General features: G+C 55.1%; 19 protein-coding genes. 8 read left to right on the top strand and 11 right to left on the bottom strand.

Annotated elements, in window-relative coordinates:
* The first annotated feature begins 28 nt into the window (after nt 1–28).
* A complete protein-coding gene (locus ACR0D9_RS10955; protein WP_267365576.1) occupies nt 29–1,714 on the top strand; it encodes a tryptophan halogenase family protein in 1,686 nt (561 codons plus the stop codon).
* Between the two features lie 73 nt (nt 1,715–1,787).
* Here the strand turns inward: ACR0D9_RS10955 and ACR0D9_RS10950 are convergent, their stop codons facing one another.
* The 5 genes from ACR0D9_RS10950 to ugpB all read right to left on the bottom strand — a co-directional run bounded on the left by ACR0D9_RS10950 (nt 1,788) and on the right by ugpB (nt 6,894).
* Nucleotides 1,788–2,723 carry a glycerophosphodiester phosphodiesterase family protein gene (locus ACR0D9_RS10950; protein ID WP_480483835.1) on the bottom strand — a complete coding sequence of 312 codons (936 nt, stop codon included), beginning with the start codon at nt 2,721–2,723 and terminating at the stop codon, nt 1,788–1,790.
* A complete protein-coding gene (ugpC, locus tag ACR0D9_RS10945; RefSeq protein ID WP_480487253.1) occupies nt 2,723–3,778 on the bottom strand; it encodes a sn-glycerol-3-phosphate ABC transporter ATP-binding protein UgpC in 1,056 nt (351 codons plus the stop codon). The genes ACR0D9_RS10950 and ugpC overlap by 1 nt, the downstream gene beginning before the upstream one ends.
* A gap of 3 nt (nt 3,779–3,781) precedes the next feature.
* Nucleotides 3,782–4,618: a sn-glycerol-3-phosphate ABC transporter permease UgpE gene (gene ugpE / locus ACR0D9_RS10940; protein WP_267365578.1), complete on the bottom strand. Its 837-nt coding sequence runs from the start codon at nt 4,616–4,618 to the stop codon at nt 3,782–3,784.
* Between the two features lie 20 nt (nt 4,619–4,638).
* The gene (gene ugpA, locus ACR0D9_RS10935; protein ID WP_209505975.1) at nt 4,639–5,520 is read right to left on the bottom strand and encodes a sn-glycerol-3-phosphate ABC transporter permease UgpA; all 882 of its coding nucleotides are present in this window, start codon (nt 5,518–5,520) and stop codon (nt 4,639–4,641) included.
* A gap of 63 nt (nt 5,521–5,583) precedes the next feature.
* Nucleotides 5,584–6,894 (bottom strand): sn-glycerol-3-phosphate ABC transporter substrate-binding protein UgpB, encoded by a 1,311-nt coding sequence (gene ugpB / locus ACR0D9_RS10930; protein WP_480538772.1) that lies wholly within the window; start codon nt 6,892–6,894, stop codon nt 5,584–5,586.
* Nucleotides 6,895–7,072: 178 nt separating this feature from the next.
* Between ugpB and ACR0D9_RS10925 the strand changes: the two genes are divergently transcribed.
* Nucleotides 7,073–7,978 carry a LysR substrate-binding domain-containing protein gene (locus tag ACR0D9_RS10925; RefSeq protein WP_209598847.1) on the top strand — a complete coding sequence of 302 codons (906 nt, stop codon included), beginning with the start codon at nt 7,073–7,075 and terminating at the stop codon, nt 7,976–7,978.
* A 99-nt stretch (nt 7,979–8,077) separates the two neighbouring features.
* Here ACR0D9_RS10925 and ACR0D9_RS10920 read toward each other — a convergent pair whose 3' ends face one another.
* Nucleotides 8,078–10,300 carry a HEAT repeat domain-containing protein gene (locus ACR0D9_RS10920; RefSeq protein WP_480538771.1) on the bottom strand — a complete coding sequence of 741 codons (2,223 nt, stop codon included), beginning with the start codon at nt 10,298–10,300 and terminating at the stop codon, nt 8,078–8,080.
* 227 nt (nt 10,301–10,527) lie between these two features.
* Between ACR0D9_RS10920 and ACR0D9_RS10915 the strand changes: the two genes are divergently transcribed.
* The 6 genes from ACR0D9_RS10915 (at nt 10,528) to ACR0D9_RS10890 (ending at nt 13,855) form a co-directional block, all read left to right on the top strand.
* Nucleotides 10,528–10,899 carry a YciI family protein gene (locus ACR0D9_RS10915; RefSeq protein ID WP_480483831.1) on the top strand — a complete coding sequence of 124 codons (372 nt, stop codon included), beginning with the start codon at nt 10,528–10,530 and terminating at the stop codon, nt 10,897–10,899.
* Nucleotides 10,900–10,902: 3 nt separating this feature from the next.
* Nucleotides 10,903–12,138: an RNA polymerase sigma factor gene (locus ACR0D9_RS10910; RefSeq protein WP_480487247.1), complete on the top strand. Its 1,236-nt coding sequence runs from the start codon at nt 10,903–10,905 to the stop codon at nt 12,136–12,138.
* A 68-nt stretch (nt 12,139–12,206) separates the two neighbouring features.
* Nucleotides 12,207–12,593: a VOC family protein gene (locus ACR0D9_RS10905; protein ID WP_480483829.1), complete on the top strand. Its 387-nt coding sequence runs from the start codon at nt 12,207–12,209 to the stop codon at nt 12,591–12,593.
* Between the two features lie 24 nt (nt 12,594–12,617).
* On the top strand, nt 12,618–12,839 hold the full coding sequence (locus tag ACR0D9_RS10900) for an MAPEG family protein (protein WP_480487245.1): 222 nt from the start codon (nt 12,618–12,620) through the stop codon (nt 12,837–12,839).
* Complete coding sequence (locus tag ACR0D9_RS10895) at nt 12,839–13,183, top strand: TfoX/Sxy family protein (protein WP_480487243.1); 345 nt, start codon at nt 12,839–12,841, stop codon at nt 13,181–13,183. Before ACR0D9_RS10900 ends, ACR0D9_RS10895 begins: the two co-directional genes overlap by 1 nt.
* Nucleotides 13,184–13,195: 12 nt before the next feature.
* Complete coding sequence (locus ACR0D9_RS10890) at nt 13,196–13,855, top strand: DUF2461 domain-containing protein (RefSeq protein WP_480483826.1); 660 nt, start codon at nt 13,196–13,198, stop codon at nt 13,853–13,855.
* A 338-nt stretch (nt 13,856–14,193) separates the two neighbouring features.
* On the opposite strand, the gene ACR0D9_RS10885 is transcribed toward ACR0D9_RS10890, so the two are convergent.
* The 5 genes from ACR0D9_RS10885 to ACR0D9_RS10865 form a co-directional block, all read right to left on the bottom strand.
* Nucleotides 14,194–14,628, bottom strand: coding sequence for a c-type cytochrome (locus ACR0D9_RS10885; protein WP_480483825.1), 435 nt, complete (start codon nt 14,626–14,628; stop codon nt 14,194–14,196).
* Nucleotides 14,629–14,639: 11 nt separating this feature from the next.
* The gene (locus tag ACR0D9_RS10880) at nt 14,640–15,512 is read right to left on the bottom strand and encodes a copper resistance D family protein (protein WP_480538769.1); all 873 of its coding nucleotides are present in this window, start codon (nt 15,510–15,512) and stop codon (nt 14,640–14,642) included.
* Nucleotides 15,509–15,850, bottom strand: a complete 342-nt coding sequence (locus tag ACR0D9_RS10875; RefSeq protein ID WP_480483823.1) for a copper resistance CopC family protein — start codon at nt 15,848–15,850, stop codon at nt 15,509–15,511. The genes ACR0D9_RS10880 and ACR0D9_RS10875 overlap by 4 nt, the downstream gene beginning before the upstream one ends.
* 10 nt (nt 15,851–15,860) lie before the next feature.
* Nucleotides 15,861–16,292 carry a c-type cytochrome gene (locus ACR0D9_RS10870; RefSeq protein ID WP_480483822.1) on the bottom strand — a complete coding sequence of 144 codons (432 nt, stop codon included), beginning with the start codon at nt 16,290–16,292 and terminating at the stop codon, nt 15,861–15,863.
* A gap of 95 nt (nt 16,293–16,387) precedes the next feature.
* Complete coding sequence (locus ACR0D9_RS10865) at nt 16,388–16,729, bottom strand: hypothetical protein (RefSeq protein ID WP_480487238.1); 342 nt, start codon at nt 16,727–16,729, stop codon at nt 16,388–16,390.
* Nucleotides 16,730–16,870: the final 141 nt, after the last annotated feature.

Below are 16,870 nucleotides of genomic sequence, written 5' to 3'. Positions count from 1 at the left end.
TCCTCAAAACCAATGGGGACAGAAGAATATGAACAATCGTTTGCGCAAAATCACCATCGTAGGTGGCGGCACGGCAGGCTGGATGACCGCGTTGATCCTGGACATGGTGTTTTCACGCACTTCAGCAACAAAAGACCGACCACATATCTGCCTGATCGAAAGCCCCAATATCTCGACCGTGGGTGTTGGTGAGGCTACGGTGCCGCGCATGCCGGTCACGCTGCGTCAGGCGGGCATTTCCGAACGGGATTTTTTCCGCGAGACAAACGCGTCCTTCAAGCTGGGTGTGAAGTTCTGCAACTGGAACAAAGACCCCAAAGGAAAACGCATCGATTACGTGAACCCCTTTGCCCATGGCCAGATGCTGGAAGGGTTGGACGCCGCCGAGTATTTCCTGCGCTTTGGCAACGGAGAGCGGGACTTTACACAGTCCATCTCGCCTCACGATCATCTGGGACGTCTGTGCAAAGGCGCGCGGCAGCTGGGTCAGCCCGAGTTTGAACAGCGTTTTGGCTATGCCTATCATCTGGATGCGGTGAAGTTTGCGGGTATGCTTACCACGGTCTGCACAAAGCGCGGCGTCGAGCATATCCAGGACGAGGTACAGAAGGTCGAGCTGGATGAACAAGGCAACGTCAGCCATCTGATGCTGGAGCGGGCAGGACGTCATGACATCGAAATGGTCATCGATTGCACCGGGTTCCGCGGCCTGATCATCAATCAGGCACTGGGCGAGCCGTTTTTGGATTATTCGGACTATCTGCCCAATGACCGCGCCATGGCGTTGCAGGTTGAACACCGCAATCCCAATAAAATCGAAAGCCTCACGCGGTCGACCGCGCTGGGCGCGGGGTGGACGTGGCGGGTGCCGCTCTACAATCGTGTGGGTACAGGCTATGTGTTCTCCTCGGCGCATCGAACGGATGATCAGGCGGCCGACGAATATCTTGAATGGCTGGGTGACAGCGGCAAGGGTTTGACACCGCGGATCATCCCGATGCGCGTCGGGCGCGTGCGCAATGCCTGGGTCAAGAATTGTGTGGCAATTGGTCTGTCCGGCGGGTTTATCGAGCCGTTGGAAAGTACCGCGATCCACATGATTGACCACGCAGTGCGCTGGTTTGCAGAACACTTGCCGACGCGCGACGTCGCACCGTCACTGCGGGCAAGATACAACCGGCAGATGGACAAGCTTTATAACGAGGTTCTGGAATTCATCTGCCTGCACTACCGATTGGGCAACCGAAAGGATGATCCCTATTGGATCGACGCGCGGACAGAGATGAAGATACCGGATCGGCTGGCCGAGAATCTGGAGCTGTGGCAGCACCGTCTGCCGATGGATCACGATGTGGAATTTGCCACGCTGTTTGACCATCGTGTTTATCAAACGGTTCTGTTGGGTAAACAGGTCTATGATACGGGTTACGGTACCGGCATCCGAGATCGTTTGCGACCGTTGAAGAAAGTGATCTGGTTCCAGGGCATGCAGCGTGCGAAAGAGGATCTTGCGCAGATAGTCAAAGTGATGCCGGATCATAAAACGCTGCTGCGCGATATCCGGGGTGAGCTGGAAAAACCGGTCTTTGGGATGGCGAACGTGGCGAAACCGACGGTTGCGATGCCGGGCACGAAACCCGCACCTGTTACGATCCAGAACATGCCGAACTTTGCTGAAATCCAAAGCGGCGCGAAGGATTTGCAACTGTTCTAGCGGTTCTCTGCCCTTACGAAGGAAATTTAAGAAACTGAAGGACGAGGCATTCAGCCCCGGCCTTCAGGGCGGTTTAGCGCCAGTTTTTACCCCGGTCAGACAAGTGCCTTTGAACCCGACCCGGATAATCAGAAACAATGGCATCCACACGCAGGTCGATCATCCTGGCAATATCTTCAGGGTCATTGACCGTCCAGACCGCAACGCAAAGGCCCAAATCTTTGGCCAGTTCGACGTTTTCAGCAGTTACATCCGCATAATACGGGCACCACAGTGAGCCACCCGCTTGCTTAACCAATCGCGGAATATCGCCTTCGCGGCCGCGAAAATCCGGGCAGACTGCTTTGGACGAATCCTCCCCTAAATCCTCGGCGTTTTCGGGAAGTTGGGTCAGATAAGAAGATGGTATATCCGGCGCTTGCCGCTGACATTCTTCTAACAGATTCCAGTCGAAACTGTGCAGCACCACACGCGACGACACGGCCTTGGAACGAACCTCTTGCAGGACAAGACTGACAAACTTCTCTCTGTAGCGCGCGTCATGGGCCAAATCGGAGTCCGATTTCAGCTCGAGCATCAGACAGGCATCGCTATGTTGGGGGTCACTCACCAGATCCAGCAGGTCAAGCAGTCTTGGAACGCGAACGCCATCCATTAGCGCCTGATCTGGAAATCGCCGACCATAGGCAGAGTTCCCATCCAACCGCCCGATATCGAACTTCTGAATCTGCTCAAACGTCAGAGTTGAAACCTTCGGCTCTTCCCCGGTCAAAAACTGACCGTCAGCATCGCGAAAACTGGGGGCGTGCAGCCGGTGATTATGGGTTATGGCGGGGATGTCGTCAGCCGTGAGGACAACATCAAACTCCAGAAGCGGCACGCCAATGGACAGCGAAAAGTCGAAGCCAATCATGCTGTTTTCAGGCAACACACCTCGCGCACCCCGGTGGCCTACGATGCGGATCAGGTTGTCGCCCCCCCGGAAAGCCTCGACCTGAGGGAATGCCATCAGCCTTCCAGCCTTTCACCGGTGGATCGGTCAAACATATGCATATGGTCTGAGGACACAGAAAACCGCATGTTCGGATGTCGGCCTTCGATCGGGTGCACACCCGGAAGGCTGATCGTGATCGGATCGCCCAAGCCGGTCAGTTGACCGTGCAACAGCGTGTTTGCCCCCAGTGGCTCTGCCATCTGAATCGTAGCCTCAATTGTGCCATTGTCATCCAGCAATAGATGCTCGGGTCGTACCCCCAGCTTGAAGGCAGTATCAGGGCCCTGCGACGAACCAACCGCGACCCCACCAATCATGACGGTTCCGTTTTCGCGTTGGGCCTCAAAGACATTCATCGCGGGGCTGCCGATGAACTGTGCCGCAAACAGGGTTCTTGGCGTTTCGTATACCTCTAGCGGTGTGCCAACCTGTTCGGCGATACCGCCGTTCATGACGATCATCCTGTCGGCCATTGTCATGGCTTCAACCTGATCGTGGGTTACATAAAGCGACGTGATCCCCAGTTTTTCCTGTAGTTCACGAATCTCAAGCCGCATCTGCACGCGAAGCTTTGCGTCCAGGTTCGAAAGAGGCTCGTCAAACAGGAACACCGCAGGTTCACGGACAATCGCGCGACCCATAGCCACTCTCTGACGTTGGCCGCCTGACAATTGTCTGGGTTTGCGATCCAGCAATGGTTCAAGCTGCAATAGCCTGGCCGCCTCGGTCACTTTTTGATCGATCTGGGCCTTGGGCAACCCTGCGATCTTCAGGCCATAGCCCATGTTCTGCCGGACCGACATATGCGGGTAGAGCGCATAGTTCTGGAACACCATGGCAATGTCGCGATCCATCGGCTCTTTTTCGTTGGCCCGTTCCGCACCAATCCGGATTTCACCCGCGGTCACGGTCTCAAGCCCTGCCACCATCCGCAACAGCGTGGATTTTCCGCAGCCCGAAGGGCCGACGATGACAATAAACTCGCCATCTTCGATGTGGATGTCGATGCCATGTATGACATCTGTCGGGCCAAAGCTCTTCTTGACATTCTCCAGGGTTACTGTTGCCATTTTCTATTTCTCGCTATCAACAAGGCCGCGGACAAAAAGCTTTTGCATCGACACCACCACGATGACCGGCGGGATCATCGCCAGAATGGAGGTTGCCATGATGACCGGCCAATCAGCTACATCATCGCCAGACGGGAACATCTGCTTGATGCCCATCACAATGGTGTTCATTTCAGGGTCGGTGGTGATAAGCAGCGGCCACAGATACTGGTTCCACCCATAGATAAACAGGATGACGAACAGTGCCGCGATGTTTGTCCGGCTCATCGGTACGACGATATCGATGAAAAACCGCATAGGCCGGGCACCATCCACACGCGCAGCTTCGGCCAGCTCGTCCGGGATTGTCAGAAAGAACTGACGGAACAGGAAGGTCGCCGTGGCCGAGGCGATCAGCGGAAAGATCAGCCCGTAATAGCTGTTGAGCATGCCGAACCCGGCCACGACCTCAAATGTCGGAACGATGCGCACTTCGACCGGCAACATAAGGGTCAGGAAGATCAGCCAAAAGAACGTTGTTCGACCGGGAAAGCGGAAATAGACGATTGCAAATGCCGACAGCAGTGAAATGACGATCTTGCCCACTGCGATCCCGATGGCCATCACAAGGCTGTTGAACAGCATCGTTGCGACGGGGACATTCACGCCGGAAAACAAGGCTGCCTTGTAGTTCTCCCAGAACTGATCACCCGGCAAAAGCGGCATGGGTGGTGATACAACTTCCGGCTGGGTAACGGTTGAGGCGACAAATGCCAGCCAAATCGGAAAGAAGATGACCAGGACGCCAAGGATCATCAGGGCATGTGTCAGCCAGATACCCGCTCCGCGCTTTTCGACCATTCCGTGCTGTTGGGCTGCCATCAGTAATGCACCCTCTTTTCCACGTACTTGAACTGAATGACGGTCAGAAGGCCGACGACAATCAGCAAAATGACCGATTGCGCCGAAGACGAGCCCAGATCCTGACCGACGAACCCGTCTGAAAAGACTTTGTAAACCAGAATGGTCGTGGCCTGCTGCGGACCGCCACCGGTGATTGTGTGGATTACGCCGAAAGTTTCAAAGAACGCATAGACCACATTCACTACAAGCAGGAAAAACGCTGTCGGTGACAGCAACGGCAGGACAATCGTGAAAAACCTGCGCCAGAACCGTGCGCCATCGATCGCTGCGGCCTCGATGACCGACCGCGGAACCGACTGGAGTGCGGCGAAGAAGAACAAAAAGTTATAACTGATGCGCCCCCAGGCCGAAGCGACGACCACAAGCCCCATCGCCTCGGTGCCATTCAAGACGTGGTTCCAGTCATAGCCCAGCTGTCCAAGATACCACGACACGACACCGACGCGCGTGTTGAACATGAACAGCCATAGCACACCCGCAACCGCCGGTGCGACTGCATAAGGCCAAATCAGCAACGTCCGATAAGCTCCGGATCCTTTGATCAGCCGATCTGCAATGACTGCCAGAAACAGGGCCGGGATCATGGAACAGAGCGTAACAAGCGTCGAAAACACGGCCGTGGTTACAAAGGATGCGCGATAAAACTTGTCGCTTAGCAGAAACTCAAAATTGCCCAGACCTACGAACTTGGACGACAACCCAAACGGATCTGGGATGAACAGCGACTGCCACACAGCTTGTGCAGCGGGATAAAAGAAGAATACGGCAGAAATGACGACCTGTGGTGCGATCAGCGCCAATGGCAACAGCCAGCCGCGGAATGTGACGCGTTTTTCCATCCTGATGACCCGCCGGGAAAAGTGGATGCGGGCTCTGCCGAGCCCGCACCGGATTTCAGAGGTTTATTGATTCGCCGATTCGAACCTGCGCAGAAGCGCGTCACCACGTTCTTTTGCGCTGTCCATGGCTTCCTGGGCAGTTTTCTCGCCGGCCCAGATGGCCTCAAGTTCCTCATCGATGATACCGCGAATTTGATCGAACGATCCCAGACGCAGACCTTTCGAATTTGCTGTCGGCTCTTTCGCGGTCATCTGGATCACAGCGATATCGGTGCCCGGGTTTTCATCATAGAAACCTGCCGCACGGGTTGCTTCACCGGCTTCTGCGGTAATCGGAAGATACCCGGTATTCTGGTGCCATGCCGCCTGAACGTCAGACGAAGACAAGAAGCTCAGGAACTCACCAACGCCTTTGTATTCTTCGGGATTATGACCTTCCATCACCCAAAGGGATGCACCGCCGATGATGGTATTCTGCGGCTCGCTTGTGACCGCTTCCCAATACGGCAGCGGGCGCACATCAAAGTCGAACTCGGCCTCGGCTTTGATCCCGGCATACCCGGCCGAGCTTTCGGTGAACAAGGCACACTCACCGGCCCGGAAGTTTGCGCCGCCTTCATTTCTGCGACCGGTATAGATGAATTTACCATCCTTGGCCCAGTCGCCCATGGCGCTCAGGTGCGCGACCTGTACCGGGCCGTTCAGCATCAGTTCTGTGTCCAGACCGGCAAAACCATTGTCCTGCGATGCAAACGGAACGTTGTGGTACGCAGACAGGTTTTCCAGGTGGATCCAGCTTTGCCATGCCGTCACCAGCGGGCAGTCCTCGCCTCCGGCTTTGAGTTGCTCCAGAACGTCGCCAACCTTTTCCCAAGTCGACAGGTCGGTGTCGGGATCAACGCCTGCTGCCTGCATGGCATCTCGGTTGACCCACAAGACCGGCGTGGAAGAGTTGAACGGCAGCGACAACATATCTCCGTCGGTGGTGGTGTAGTAACCTTTCACCGCACCGATATAGGCGTCGGGATCAAAAGACGCGCCACTTTCAGCCATGACTTCGTAGACCGGCTTAATCGCGCCTTTTGCCGACATCATCGTTGCGGTGCCAACTTCGAAAACCATCAGGATGTGTGGCTGTTCGCCAGCACGGAACGCGGCAATGCCAGCGTTCAGGGTTTCCGAATAGTTGCCCTTGTGGCTTTCGACCACGACAAACTCATCCTGACTGGCGTTGAACTCTTCAACCTGCGCTTTGACAAGTTCGCCAAGGCGGCCGGTGAAGGCATGCCAGAATTGAACTTCGGTTTGCGCCATTGCCGCCAAGGGTGACAAGGCAGTTGTAACGGCAAGAGCGCCAAGCAAATTCTTTTTCATGATTCCTCCCATGCATCAGGTTTGATGCTTCGTTGAGTGACGACCGCAACGCGTATTCGACACACATGACGATTTCACGACGTTACCGTTACAGAAATATAATTCAAGCCCTACTTATTGGCAAAAAACATAATGCAATGTTATAGATCGTGAATGAAAAAGCGGAACTGGGTCTGCAATGAGACAAACTTTGAGAATTCGGCAATTGGAAGCACTCATGGCGGTGACCACCAATGGTTCGGTCACAGCAGCGGCCGCCGATTTGGGGGTGAGCCAACCAGCTGTCAGCAGGTTGCTGTCGGATCTTGAAAAATCGTTTGGTTTTCAACTTTTTGATCGCCGCAAAGGGCGATTGGTGCCAACCCAGGAAGTTCGCTATCTGCAACCCAGCGTGGACCGTGTCCTGGAATTGATGAAGCAGATATCGGACGCGAGTCAGAATATCACACAGCGTAAAGCCGGGCATATCCGCGTCGCCTGCCTGCCCGGTTTCGCCACCAGCCATCTGCCGGATGTTGTGGCAAGTTTTCTGAAAGACCGGCCAGGTGTCACCATGACGATCGAACCGGACAGGCCGGAACGGATATTGGAATGGATGGTTGGCGAACAATATGACTTTGGAATCACCGATGGCTTTAACGGTCATCCGGGGGTCGAAAGCAGAAATGTAGATGTGCGCACGGTTTGCGTTTTCCCGAAAAATCACGCGCTTGAGAACCTCTCGGAGGTGACGCCATCCGATCTTGCAGATGAGAACATCATACATACGCGGCGCGACAGCGACTTTTTCGGACGGCTTTCGAAGGCATTTCAGCAGGCCAATGTTACACTCAACTCTCATATCGAAGTCCGGCAATTCACGGCGGCATGTGAATTGGCCATAAAAGGCGTTGGTGTCTCAATCGTCAGCGAACTGGACGCTGTCCATTACACAGACCGGGGGCTAAGCTACAGGCCATTCAAGCCGTTTTTGCCGCATACACTTTCGCTGGTACGCCCGGTTCTGAAGCAGCCGTCTTTGATAACACTGGAGTTCATCGAGCATTTCAGCGAAAGTCTGAATGCGTTCAGAACACTTGCGTGAGGCTGCGGTCACCGGGACGAAGGATACCTGCCCGCGTTTCCAGCCAACACTCTCCAGAAAAAGCAGGAGCCAAGGGATCGAATACGCCCAAAGTCGTCGTTATTGTGAGGCTCCGCGTATCTGTTCAATGGCTCGGGCGGCAAATCTACCCGACAAAGACCCGTCTGCGGCTGCTTCCAATGCAGGCAAAGCGGGGGATGCTTTCCCGCCGATTTCACCCAATGCGTTGGCGGCTTCTTTTCTGACAAAAACCGAAGGGCTGCCCAACAGCATGATCAGTTCCGGAACGGCTGGGGCTGCGTCAGCTCCAAAGAGCGCCAAAGACTGAGCCGCGTCACGTTGTTCCTTGGCATCTCCGCGCATCAGATCAGCTTTGAGGCTCGCAACTGTCGTGCTCGGCGGAAGCGCGGCCAATTGAAGGCCGTTTTTCAAGCGATTGTTCAAATGCTGATGCTCGCCGATCCATCGCACGATAAAGAAATAATCGCGCACCGCTTCGCCCAGAACGTTCTCGTTTTTTCCATTCTGCCATTGTTCGATCATTGCACGCGCGCTGCTTCGATCGCCATTCAAGGCCAGAACCGACGCTGAAAATGGCATCAACTCAACTGCCTGCGGGTTTCGGTCCAGCTCAGACCTAATAACGGCCTCTGCACCTTTCAGATCATTCATCGCAAACAGCGCAGCACCTTGAAATAGCGCGTAGTGGCTGGGGTATTCCGGGTCGAGGCGCATTGCAGCCTGTACAAATGCCAGCCCTTCTTCTGGCTCGCCACCCGCGATCAAGGCCCATCCCATTGTCACATGCGCTTCAGGGTCGCTTGGTTGCAGGGCAATGGCTTTCGCGGCTTCTTGTCTCGCTTCTTCTGTTCCCCGACTTACACCCTCGGCGCTGTCCCAGTCCGGAAGGTTGAGAGCGACTATTGCCCTGATGACGTGGATAAGCGAGGTGTCCTGATGCGTCAGTTCACGGTAGTATTTATAGAACAGCCCGATATGCATCTGCTCTTCAGCATTCGCAAAGCCTGACCAGTGGTGGAAGATGTGCGGTCGCAAATGTACCATAGCTAACATCGCCCAGGCGCGCGCATAATTCGGGTCCAACTCGACAGCCCGCTCAAAATGCGGAATTGCGGCCAGATTGTCCTGTTCATTGAAGCGTGAATAAAGCGCCCACCCGCGCTGGAACGCTTCGCGCGCCTCGATCTTTTCAGTCTCTATGTTTTCGATAGCAATCCGGCTTTGCGTGTCGAGCGGGACATCCAACTCGCGCGCAATCGCCAGTACAATGTTGTTTTGCAGGTCGAAGATCTCATCGATTTCACCGTCGAAACGTTCCGCCCAGATCAATCTGCCGTTCAACGTGTCCGTCAGGCGGATGTTGACCCGAAAACCTTCTCCGCTACGTCTAAGGCTTCCATCAACGACATAGCGAACGCCCAGTTTCTCGGCAAAACCTGCCACATCAATGTCGCGGTCCTGAAATGCAAAGGATGTGTTTCCGGCGATGACAAATAACCCTGATATGCGGGACAAGTCCGTTATCAGATCCTCGGAAACGCCATCTATCAACATCTTGTTGGACGCGTCGCTGGTGAAATTCGTCAAGGGAAGCACGGCGATCGAGGGCAGGTCCGGCAGAGGGTAAGCCATCTGTGCTTCAGAAGCGCGCAACTGACCCTTTTCCCATGTCTTTGTCCCGATATACCCGGTCGCGCCCAACACGATCAGGATTGCAGCTAGCTTCATTAAACGCGGCGCTTTCTTCGTTTTTTGCTTTACCGCCGGGGTCAACGCATCTGTTTCGACGCGGAACGCCTCAATGGGGTCCGCGATATTCTTGACGGATTGCGGGCCAATTGGCGTAAAGGCGAAGGGCACCTTGTTGCGCGCGTATCCGACAATCGCCTGCGAGGCGATAATCCCCCCAGGTTCTGCCAGCGCCTCAAGCCGTGCGGCAACGTTGACACCATCACCCAGGATGTCATCGGCGTTCGAGACGACATCGCCGACATTCAAACCGATCCGAAAAACGATTGCGCGATCAGGTTCGGTATCCGAGTTTCTTTTCGACAGTTCGGCCTGTATCTCGACTGCAGCGCGAACCGCATCGACTGCGCTGGGGAATTCGATCAGAAAACTATCACCGGCTGTGTTCGCAATGCGCCCTGAATACCCGGCGATCAAGGGCTCGATAACTTCAGCGCGGATCCGGCGCAGCTTGTCGATGGTGCCTTCTTCATCCAAGCCAACCAATCTTGAATAGCCTGCGATATCGGCGGCTAAGATGGCTGCTAATCGACGATTTGGCCGGCTTTCCATAGTCTCGCAGCCTACCATTTAGCCATTTTTCTGGGAACCGGTTTTCAAGGTACCGGTTTTGCTCCGGTTTTTGAAATCCCCCGACCTGTTATCTGGATGGCAATGGAAGCCCGGACTGCTGGGTTTTTAGACAAAAGCGGTCTGGGCAATCTGTCGGCTCTGCGTGTTGTCGGATTTGCATGGCGTCGCGCGTCCTTGCACAATGCGACCAACGCATGGAGGCGAAAATGATCTACGCAATCACAATTTATGGGGAACCGGGCGTGTTCGAGGCATTGCCGAAAGATCGCCAGGACGAAGTGATGTCAGGCCATCGCGCCCTGCAAGCGGTTTTGTCGGAACGCGGAGAGTTTGTGTCGATAAAACTGATGCCGCCAACGTCAGCGGTAATGGTCGAACCGGCGGCGTCCGAAGGTGCTGCCCCCCTGATCACCGATGGCCCGTTTTCCGAGACCAAGGAAAACTTCCTTGGGTTTTACGCCGCTGATTTCAAAGATCTTGAAGAAGCGTTGGAACATGCAAAACTGATCTCTTCACCGGTCGCGCGGCTGGAAGTTCGGCCTGTGGCCTGGGCCGGGGGTGCCATATCGTCGGAATAGATCATGTCAGACTGGCTGGAGGCCACATTTGCTGAACAACGCCCGCGCGCCATTGCTGCCCTGACGCGGGCTTTTCGGGATCTGGACACCGCAGAGGAGGCCTTTGCCGACGCCTGCCTGAAAGCCTTGGCGGTTTGGCCTCAGGACGGGGCGCCTCGTGATCCATTGGCATGGCTTCTGGCCACGGCCCGGAATGCGGGTCTGGATGATTTACGCAAATCCCGGCGGCGCGCGGCAATCCTGTCGCGCCACGCAGAGGAGTTTCAACCGATGCCGGCGGAAACACCCGACCCTGACGAGATGCGGGATGATGTCCTGCGCTTGCTGTTCATCTGTTGTCACCCGGAACTGGACCGGCGGGATCAGATCGCCATCGCCTTGCGGGTGGTCGCGGGGCTGAGCGTCGATGAGATCGCCAGCGGATTTCTGGTCAAGTCCAAGACCATGGAACAGCGCATTACCCGCGCCAAAAAGAAAATAGCAAATAACCCGGTCGCCTTTGAAACGCCAAGCCCGGCTGAAAGACAAGCCCGGTTGGGCGAAGTCTCGACAATGGTTTATCTGATGTTCAGCGAAGGGTGGTCGACCTCGGCCGGGCCGCAGCAAATCAAGCTCACGCTGTGCAAAGAAGCGATCCGGCTTGCCCGCCTTCTTGCCGCATTGTTCCCTGCAATGGGCGAGCAGGCCGCATTGCTGGCGCTGTTGTTGTTTCAACACGCCCGGCGCCGGGCCCGGATTGACGCGGAAGGCAAGCTCGTCGCACTCGACGATCAGAACCGCGATCTTTGGGATCGCTCGAATATCGCTGAGGCTACATCCCTGTTGCAAAAAGCCCAGCGGATTGGCCACCGCGGGGTCTATGTCATCCAGGCTGCAATCGCCCAGGCACATGCCTGTTCAACCTCGTCCGAAGAAACCAACTGGGCGTTAATCGAAAGCCACTACGCCGCCCTTTACGCATTGCAGCCGACACCTGTGATCCGGCTCAACCAGATTGCCGCACAGGCCAAGCTACACGGCGCACAATATGCTTTGAAGGCAATGGATCCTCTGTCACAGGAGCTGTCCAACTATCGTTGGTTTCACGCGATGCGAGGTGGCCTTTTGCAAGAAGCGGGGGATCATAAAGACGCCATTTCCGCCTTTGAAACCGTGTTGGCGCTTTCTCCCACCGCGTTGGAATGCGACGTGATCAACGAAAAAATCAAAATTAGCAAAGAAGAATTGGAGGGCCTGTAGGAAAACACACTCCTCATACGTCCTTGGGTCAGACCCGTATGTGGCGGGCGTAACCAACGGAGGTACCCATGAGTATACTTGAGATGACGGCTGTCGGAAATTCAGGATGGATCGGGCATTCCGGGCCGGATCAGAGCAAGGCCAAATCCTTTTATCAGGATGTGCTGGGCTGGACGATCAGCGATATGCCGATGCAGGATGGGTCAAGTTATTCGGCCGCAGTTGTGGGCGAGACCGCTATCGGAGGCTTTTCACCAATGCCGGAAGAGCGTGGAAGCTGGACGATCTTCTTCACAGTGGCCGACGTGGATGCGAGTGTTGCAAAGGCCGAAGCCAAAGGCGCCACAGTTCTTCAACCCGCGATGGATATGCCGGGTGTCGGGCGCATGGCCACGCTGAACGACCCGCAAGGTGCCCGCTTTGCATTGATCACTTATGAAAGCATGAGACCCTGAGAACTGCCTGAAAGGAGGGCGCAGATGGAACAATATTCGCACATCGTGCAGGTTATTGCGGCGGTATTTGTCTGGGTAACCGTTCCACTGGCGACTGCTTTTGGCCTGCGTCGGTCCAGGGCGGGTATCCATCCGTTATGGGATGGGGGCAACAGGCTCTTGCGCGTAATGCGGTCACATGGAAACTTCGTCGAATATGTTTCGTTCACGCCGTCGATCCACCGGCAGCCTGAGGCATCCAGCTGATGCCGGTGGATGAAACCCTCAACGCACGCATTCGTGACGCTTTGGCCGCGCATGTGGGCATTTCAGAAAAGCGCATGATGGGTGGCAATTGCTTTTTCTTGAACGGCAACATGCTGTGCGGGGCGCGGCGGCATAACGACGGGCTGGGCCGTTTCATGTTCCGGGTGGGCAAGGACAACGAAAGCATTGCGCTGGCGGACCCTGAGGCTCAGGAAGTGATTCACGGCGCACGCAAACTGGGTGGTTTTATCCGCGTGGATGAGAGTGATTGCGATGACGCCGCTTTGCTGCGCTGGTTACACCTTTGTCTCGAACACGCCGCAGCCCTTCCCGCGAAAGACTGAACGGAGAAATCAATGGCCAAATTTGAAAGTTTCTCACCCGCAGCGCTTGGTTTTCTAAGGGACTTGCGGGCCAATAACACGAAGGAATGGTTTGCAGCCAACAAGGCAGTTTACGAGACCCATTTGAAGGAGGCCAGCAGGCACTTCGCGGATAACATGGCGGATGCCTTGCGTGATCTGACTGGCCAGACCCACAGCAGCAAGATTTTTCGTGTTCATCGGGATGTCCGATTTTCCAAGGACAAAACACCTTACAACGCACACCTGCATATTGCGTTTATCCCTGACGGGAATGCGGATCAGCCACCGATGTGGTTCTTTGGGCTCTCACCTGACGATCTGGCGCTTGGCTGCGGGGTGTTTCAGTACGAAAAGGAAGCGTTGGATGCCTTTCGAACAGAGATGGCAGGCCCCAAGGGGGCAGTGGTGATACAGCTTGCCGCTGAGATGCGAAAGCGTGGATTCCGGGTCGGGGATCCTGAATTGAAACGTGTTCCCTCCGCTTTTGACAAAGATCATCCAAATGAAGAAGCATTGCGCCGCAAAGGCTTTACCGTCTGGACGGATCTGGGAAATCCCGCCTTTGCAATCGAACCAAACCTCATTGAAAGAACTATAGAATTGTTCGACGACCTCTTACCTGTTTTTCTGCTGCTTTCTCGGGTCGAGTAACCCCATCTTTCCATATGCGGGGAACATAGGCTCGATGGATATCGCCAAGGTGCCGACCTCAATCGTTCAACGCTGTGTCTGAAAAGTGAGAGATAAGTATGCAGCTTCATTTTGGGTCGCACCTGTGTGCCACGCCGCTCCAGTGTTTGCCCTCTGTTTTTTCTGTTTGGATATGGTGGAGCCTGCGGGAAACGCCGCCGAACGCCTGATACACTGATCGTAAATACTATTGTAGATTTCTTGTTTGCACTGTGGCTTCTCTTGAAGTCACACTTGAAGTTGCACAACCTGCTACGGTGTACTGTGTACGTCCAAACCTTTACGAGGCCAGCTGTCTTTTACTGGTGGGGAAGGTTGCGGCTGGCCTGCATTTGCTGAACATCGTCGGGCCATGTGGAGCGTATGTAACCCAGCACGTCCAAAATATCTTCGTTAGTCAGCGTGCCCTCGAAACCCGGCATACCACTGTTGAAGTCTTTAATGCCGCGTGCTGCCAATGCGTCTGCCCCACCTAGTCTGGTGTACTCGAACAGTAGCTGGTTGTCGTGGTGCCAAGTGTGCCCTGTCACGTCATGTGGTGGCGCGGGCAACACCCCGTCATCGTTGGGTGTTTGCCAGTCAGGTTGTCCTTCCAGATTCACTCCATGGCATGAGGCACAGTGCACTGCGTAGAGTTCCTGCCCATTCGCTAGGTCTCTATCTATCAACTCATGATCTGCAGCAAGGCTCGTACCAATGCTGCATATAGCCAGTGCGCAAAGGTGATTGTTCATCTCTACCTACCTTAACTCGGAAGCGTTAGTACGCTCGTGAGTGTCGCCGTTGTCGCCAGCACCACTAATACGATTATTGCCTCAACCTCGATGGATCGGGCGAGGCGTTGCGCTGCTATTGCCTCTCCACTTTGCATGGCCGGAACAAATCGGAGCTTGTTGGCAGCGGCGAGGATCAACAGCAGTGCCACAAGAAACACCTTGATCAAAAGCGTCTGCCCGTAGCCGGTGAAAAAGAGCCCTTGGAGATTGCCGACAAGCAACCAAGCCATCCACAGACCCGCCGCGACTAGCGTTGGCACAATAAGTGCAGCAGCCTGTCCAAACCTGTGCCCTAACACTGCTGCATCTGTCAGGTGTTCAGGCATGAGAGCCATACTCCGCAGCGGGCCAAATATACCCACCCAAAAGGCCACACACAGCAGGTGCAACAGCAGCAACAATTGGACGCCAACACTCTCCAGTTCCGGTACATGTCCGATCTGTGCAAAGGACCACATGGCCAATGTGCCACCCAACAGCGCGATCCATAGACCAAAGCGAGGAACAGACAGTCCCACAAGGATCAAAACTGCGCCTGAAAGGCGATAAGCAAGTACGTCGCCTACGGAGGTCTGCCAAAGCAAGCCAAGCATCTCTGGATCGACCATGCCGTCAACTCCGCCCGTTAAGGCGGCTCCTCGGAGCATGAAACCAAATACCGTTGCTGCGAGGGAAAGCCACGCCAAGACCAAGGCTTGGCGTTTCATCGCAAGGCTTACCGGCGCGACTAGTTCGGAAAAAAGGCACTTAACGGCGACAAGCCCGGTGGACCCAGCAAAGCCGATGTAGAGCACCAGCTTTGCGAGGATTGCGACAACTCCCCAAATGTCTGGCATGCTCATTCCACGGAAAAGGAAAACTCGCCCTGCATCGCATGGCCGTCTTTACCTAAACCACGCCACTCGATGACATAGGTGCCGGTTCCATTGCCCGGCAGTGGGATCGTGAACTCCTGACTAAAACTTGTCTGGTCCCCCAAATCTAGGCTTACTGCCGAGTGTTCTTCATGGGCCATCTCTATCCGCGTCAGCCGGATGTCCTTGGTGAAGCTGAGGCCAATTTCAGCGGGCACAGAGGTTACAGTCGCCCCATTGGCAGGTGTCGTTTCTTCGGCCTTGGAATGCGCCAGTACCCCGCTGGGAATAGCAGCCATGATTGCGAGAGTTACGATCTTTTTCATGGTCCTGTCCTCAATTTATTCCGTTGGCACGTTGAATTTCACGAATGTACGCGATCACCATGGCAACGTCACCTCGCGTCAATCCCTCGACCGGCGGCATGTCACCAAACTGCCAATGATGGCTTCTTACACCTTGTGAAACCGCCCTCTGAAAGGCTTCGTCAGCGTGGTGGCTGGGCTCGTATATCTTGTGGATCAGAGGCGGTCCCGCGCCTTCTACACCGACCGCATTGACGCCGTGGCAAGCAGCGCAAGAGACATCAAAGACACGCTGACCGATTACTGCGTTGCCCTCGATTGGCGGCATCTGAATTGCGACTATGGCGCCGCCTGTGCCTGTCTCTGGCGATGTGGCCTCTTCGATTGGGCCGGGCCGAAGGGTTATGAAAGCGGCGACGGCTGCGACGGTGCCTGCGCCGATGAATAAGAGACTTTTTCTCATGAGTTGATCCTGACTTTTGGAAGCTGGTAGTGCTGCGATTCACTGCGAACAGCGGCACGCGCAGGTCGCAGAATTTCGCAAGGATTTACGCTGCTTCAAAAGTCAGGGGGCTTGTAAGGGTTATCCGGCTCAATCGGCTTGGCTTGGGCTCCAACCTGGAACTCGGGTGCAATTTCACGTTGACTCTTCGCGGCTTCCCCGATTTGGGCGAGCAAAACAACTGCTTGGCAGATAGTGGGATTACACTCGCCGGTTCCTGAATTGTCCGGGTCGTGGTGGCTGTGTAGGGTCGATTTGGCGATGCTGTTATTCGCCACGAAAATGTGTTCTGCCGATTGCATGTGGCTTTCACAGCCAAGACCGATGCAGCCATCCGATCGCGCGTGAGCAACGCCAACAAGCCCGGTCAGGATGACCAGAATGCCAGCGAGTACCAATAGTGAGTATCGTCGGATGACCATGGTTCAGGACGCTACTGCAGTAGACCAAGCATGACAACGCCAGCCCTTTGGTTTTTCGGATCACGACCAGTTTTTTGTTCGGACAATTGATTGAAGCTTCCCCTTTTCCTAGACAGC

The organism is Ruegeria sp. AK11, assembly GCF_056541095.1.
The sequence above is the reverse complement of the archived record's forward strand: the minus strand, read 5'-3'. Positions and strand labels throughout refer to the sequence as shown.

Bases quoted from the DNA above. Each gene is read 5' to 3' on its own strand.
- ACR0D9_RS10925 (WP_209598847.1), top strand. From the start codon at position 7,073: ATGAGACAAACTTTGAGAATTCGGCAATTGGAAGCACTCATGGCGGTG.
- ugpA (WP_209505975.1), bottom strand. From the start codon at position 5,520: ATGGAAAAACGCGTCACATTCCGCGGCTGGCTGTTGCCATTGGCGCTG.
- ACR0D9_RS10915 (WP_480483831.1), top strand. From the start codon at position 10,528: ATGATCTACGCAATCACAATTTATGGGGAACCGGGCGTGTTCGAGGCA.
- ACR0D9_RS10890 (WP_480483826.1), top strand. From the start codon at position 13,196: ATGGCCAAATTTGAAAGTTTCTCACCCGCAGCGCTTGGTTTTCTAAGG.
- ugpC (WP_480487253.1), bottom strand. From the start codon at position 3,778: ATGGCAACAGTAACCCTGGAGAATGTCAAGAAGAGCTTTGGCCCGACA.
- ACR0D9_RS10910 (WP_480487247.1), top strand. From the start codon at position 10,903: ATGTCAGACTGGCTGGAGGCCACATTTGCTGAACAACGCCCGCGCGCC.
- ugpB (WP_480538772.1), bottom strand. From the start codon at position 6,894: ATGAAAAAGAATTTGCTTGGCGCTCTTGCCGTTACAACTGCCTTGTCA.
- ACR0D9_RS10905 (WP_480483829.1), top strand. From the start codon at position 12,207: ATGAGTATACTTGAGATGACGGCTGTCGGAAATTCAGGATGGATCGGG.
- ACR0D9_RS10895 (WP_480487243.1), top strand. From the start codon at position 12,839: ATGCCGGTGGATGAAACCCTCAACGCACGCATTCGTGACGCTTTGGCC.
- ACR0D9_RS10900 (WP_480487245.1), top strand. From the start codon at position 12,618: ATGGAACAATATTCGCACATCGTGCAGGTTATTGCGGCGGTATTTGTC.
- ACR0D9_RS10885 (WP_480483825.1), bottom strand. From the start codon at position 14,628: ATGAACAATCACCTTTGCGCACTGGCTATATGCAGCATTGGTACGAGC.
- ACR0D9_RS10880 (WP_480538769.1), bottom strand. From the start codon at position 15,512: ATGAGCATGCCAGACATTTGGGGAGTTGTCGCAATCCTCGCAAAGCTG.
- ACR0D9_RS10875 (WP_480483823.1), bottom strand. From the start codon at position 15,850: ATGAAAAAGATCGTAACTCTCGCAATCATGGCTGCTATTCCCAGCGGG.
- ugpE (WP_267365578.1), bottom strand. From the start codon at position 4,618: ATGGTCGAAAAGCGCGGAGCGGGTATCTGGCTGACACATGCCCTGATG.
- ACR0D9_RS10920 (WP_480538771.1), bottom strand. From the start codon at position 10,300: ATGGAAAGCCGGCCAAATCGTCGATTAGCAGCCATCTTAGCCGCCGAT.
- ACR0D9_RS10870 (WP_480483822.1), bottom strand. From the start codon at position 16,292: ATGAGAAAAAGTCTCTTATTCATCGGCGCAGGCACCGTCGCAGCCGTC.
- ACR0D9_RS10950 (WP_480483835.1), bottom strand. From the start codon at position 2,723: ATGGCATTCCCTCAGGTCGAGGCTTTCCGGGGGGGCGACAACCTGATC.
- ACR0D9_RS10955 (WP_267365576.1), top strand. From the start codon at position 29: ATGAACAATCGTTTGCGCAAAATCACCATCGTAGGTGGCGGCACGGCA.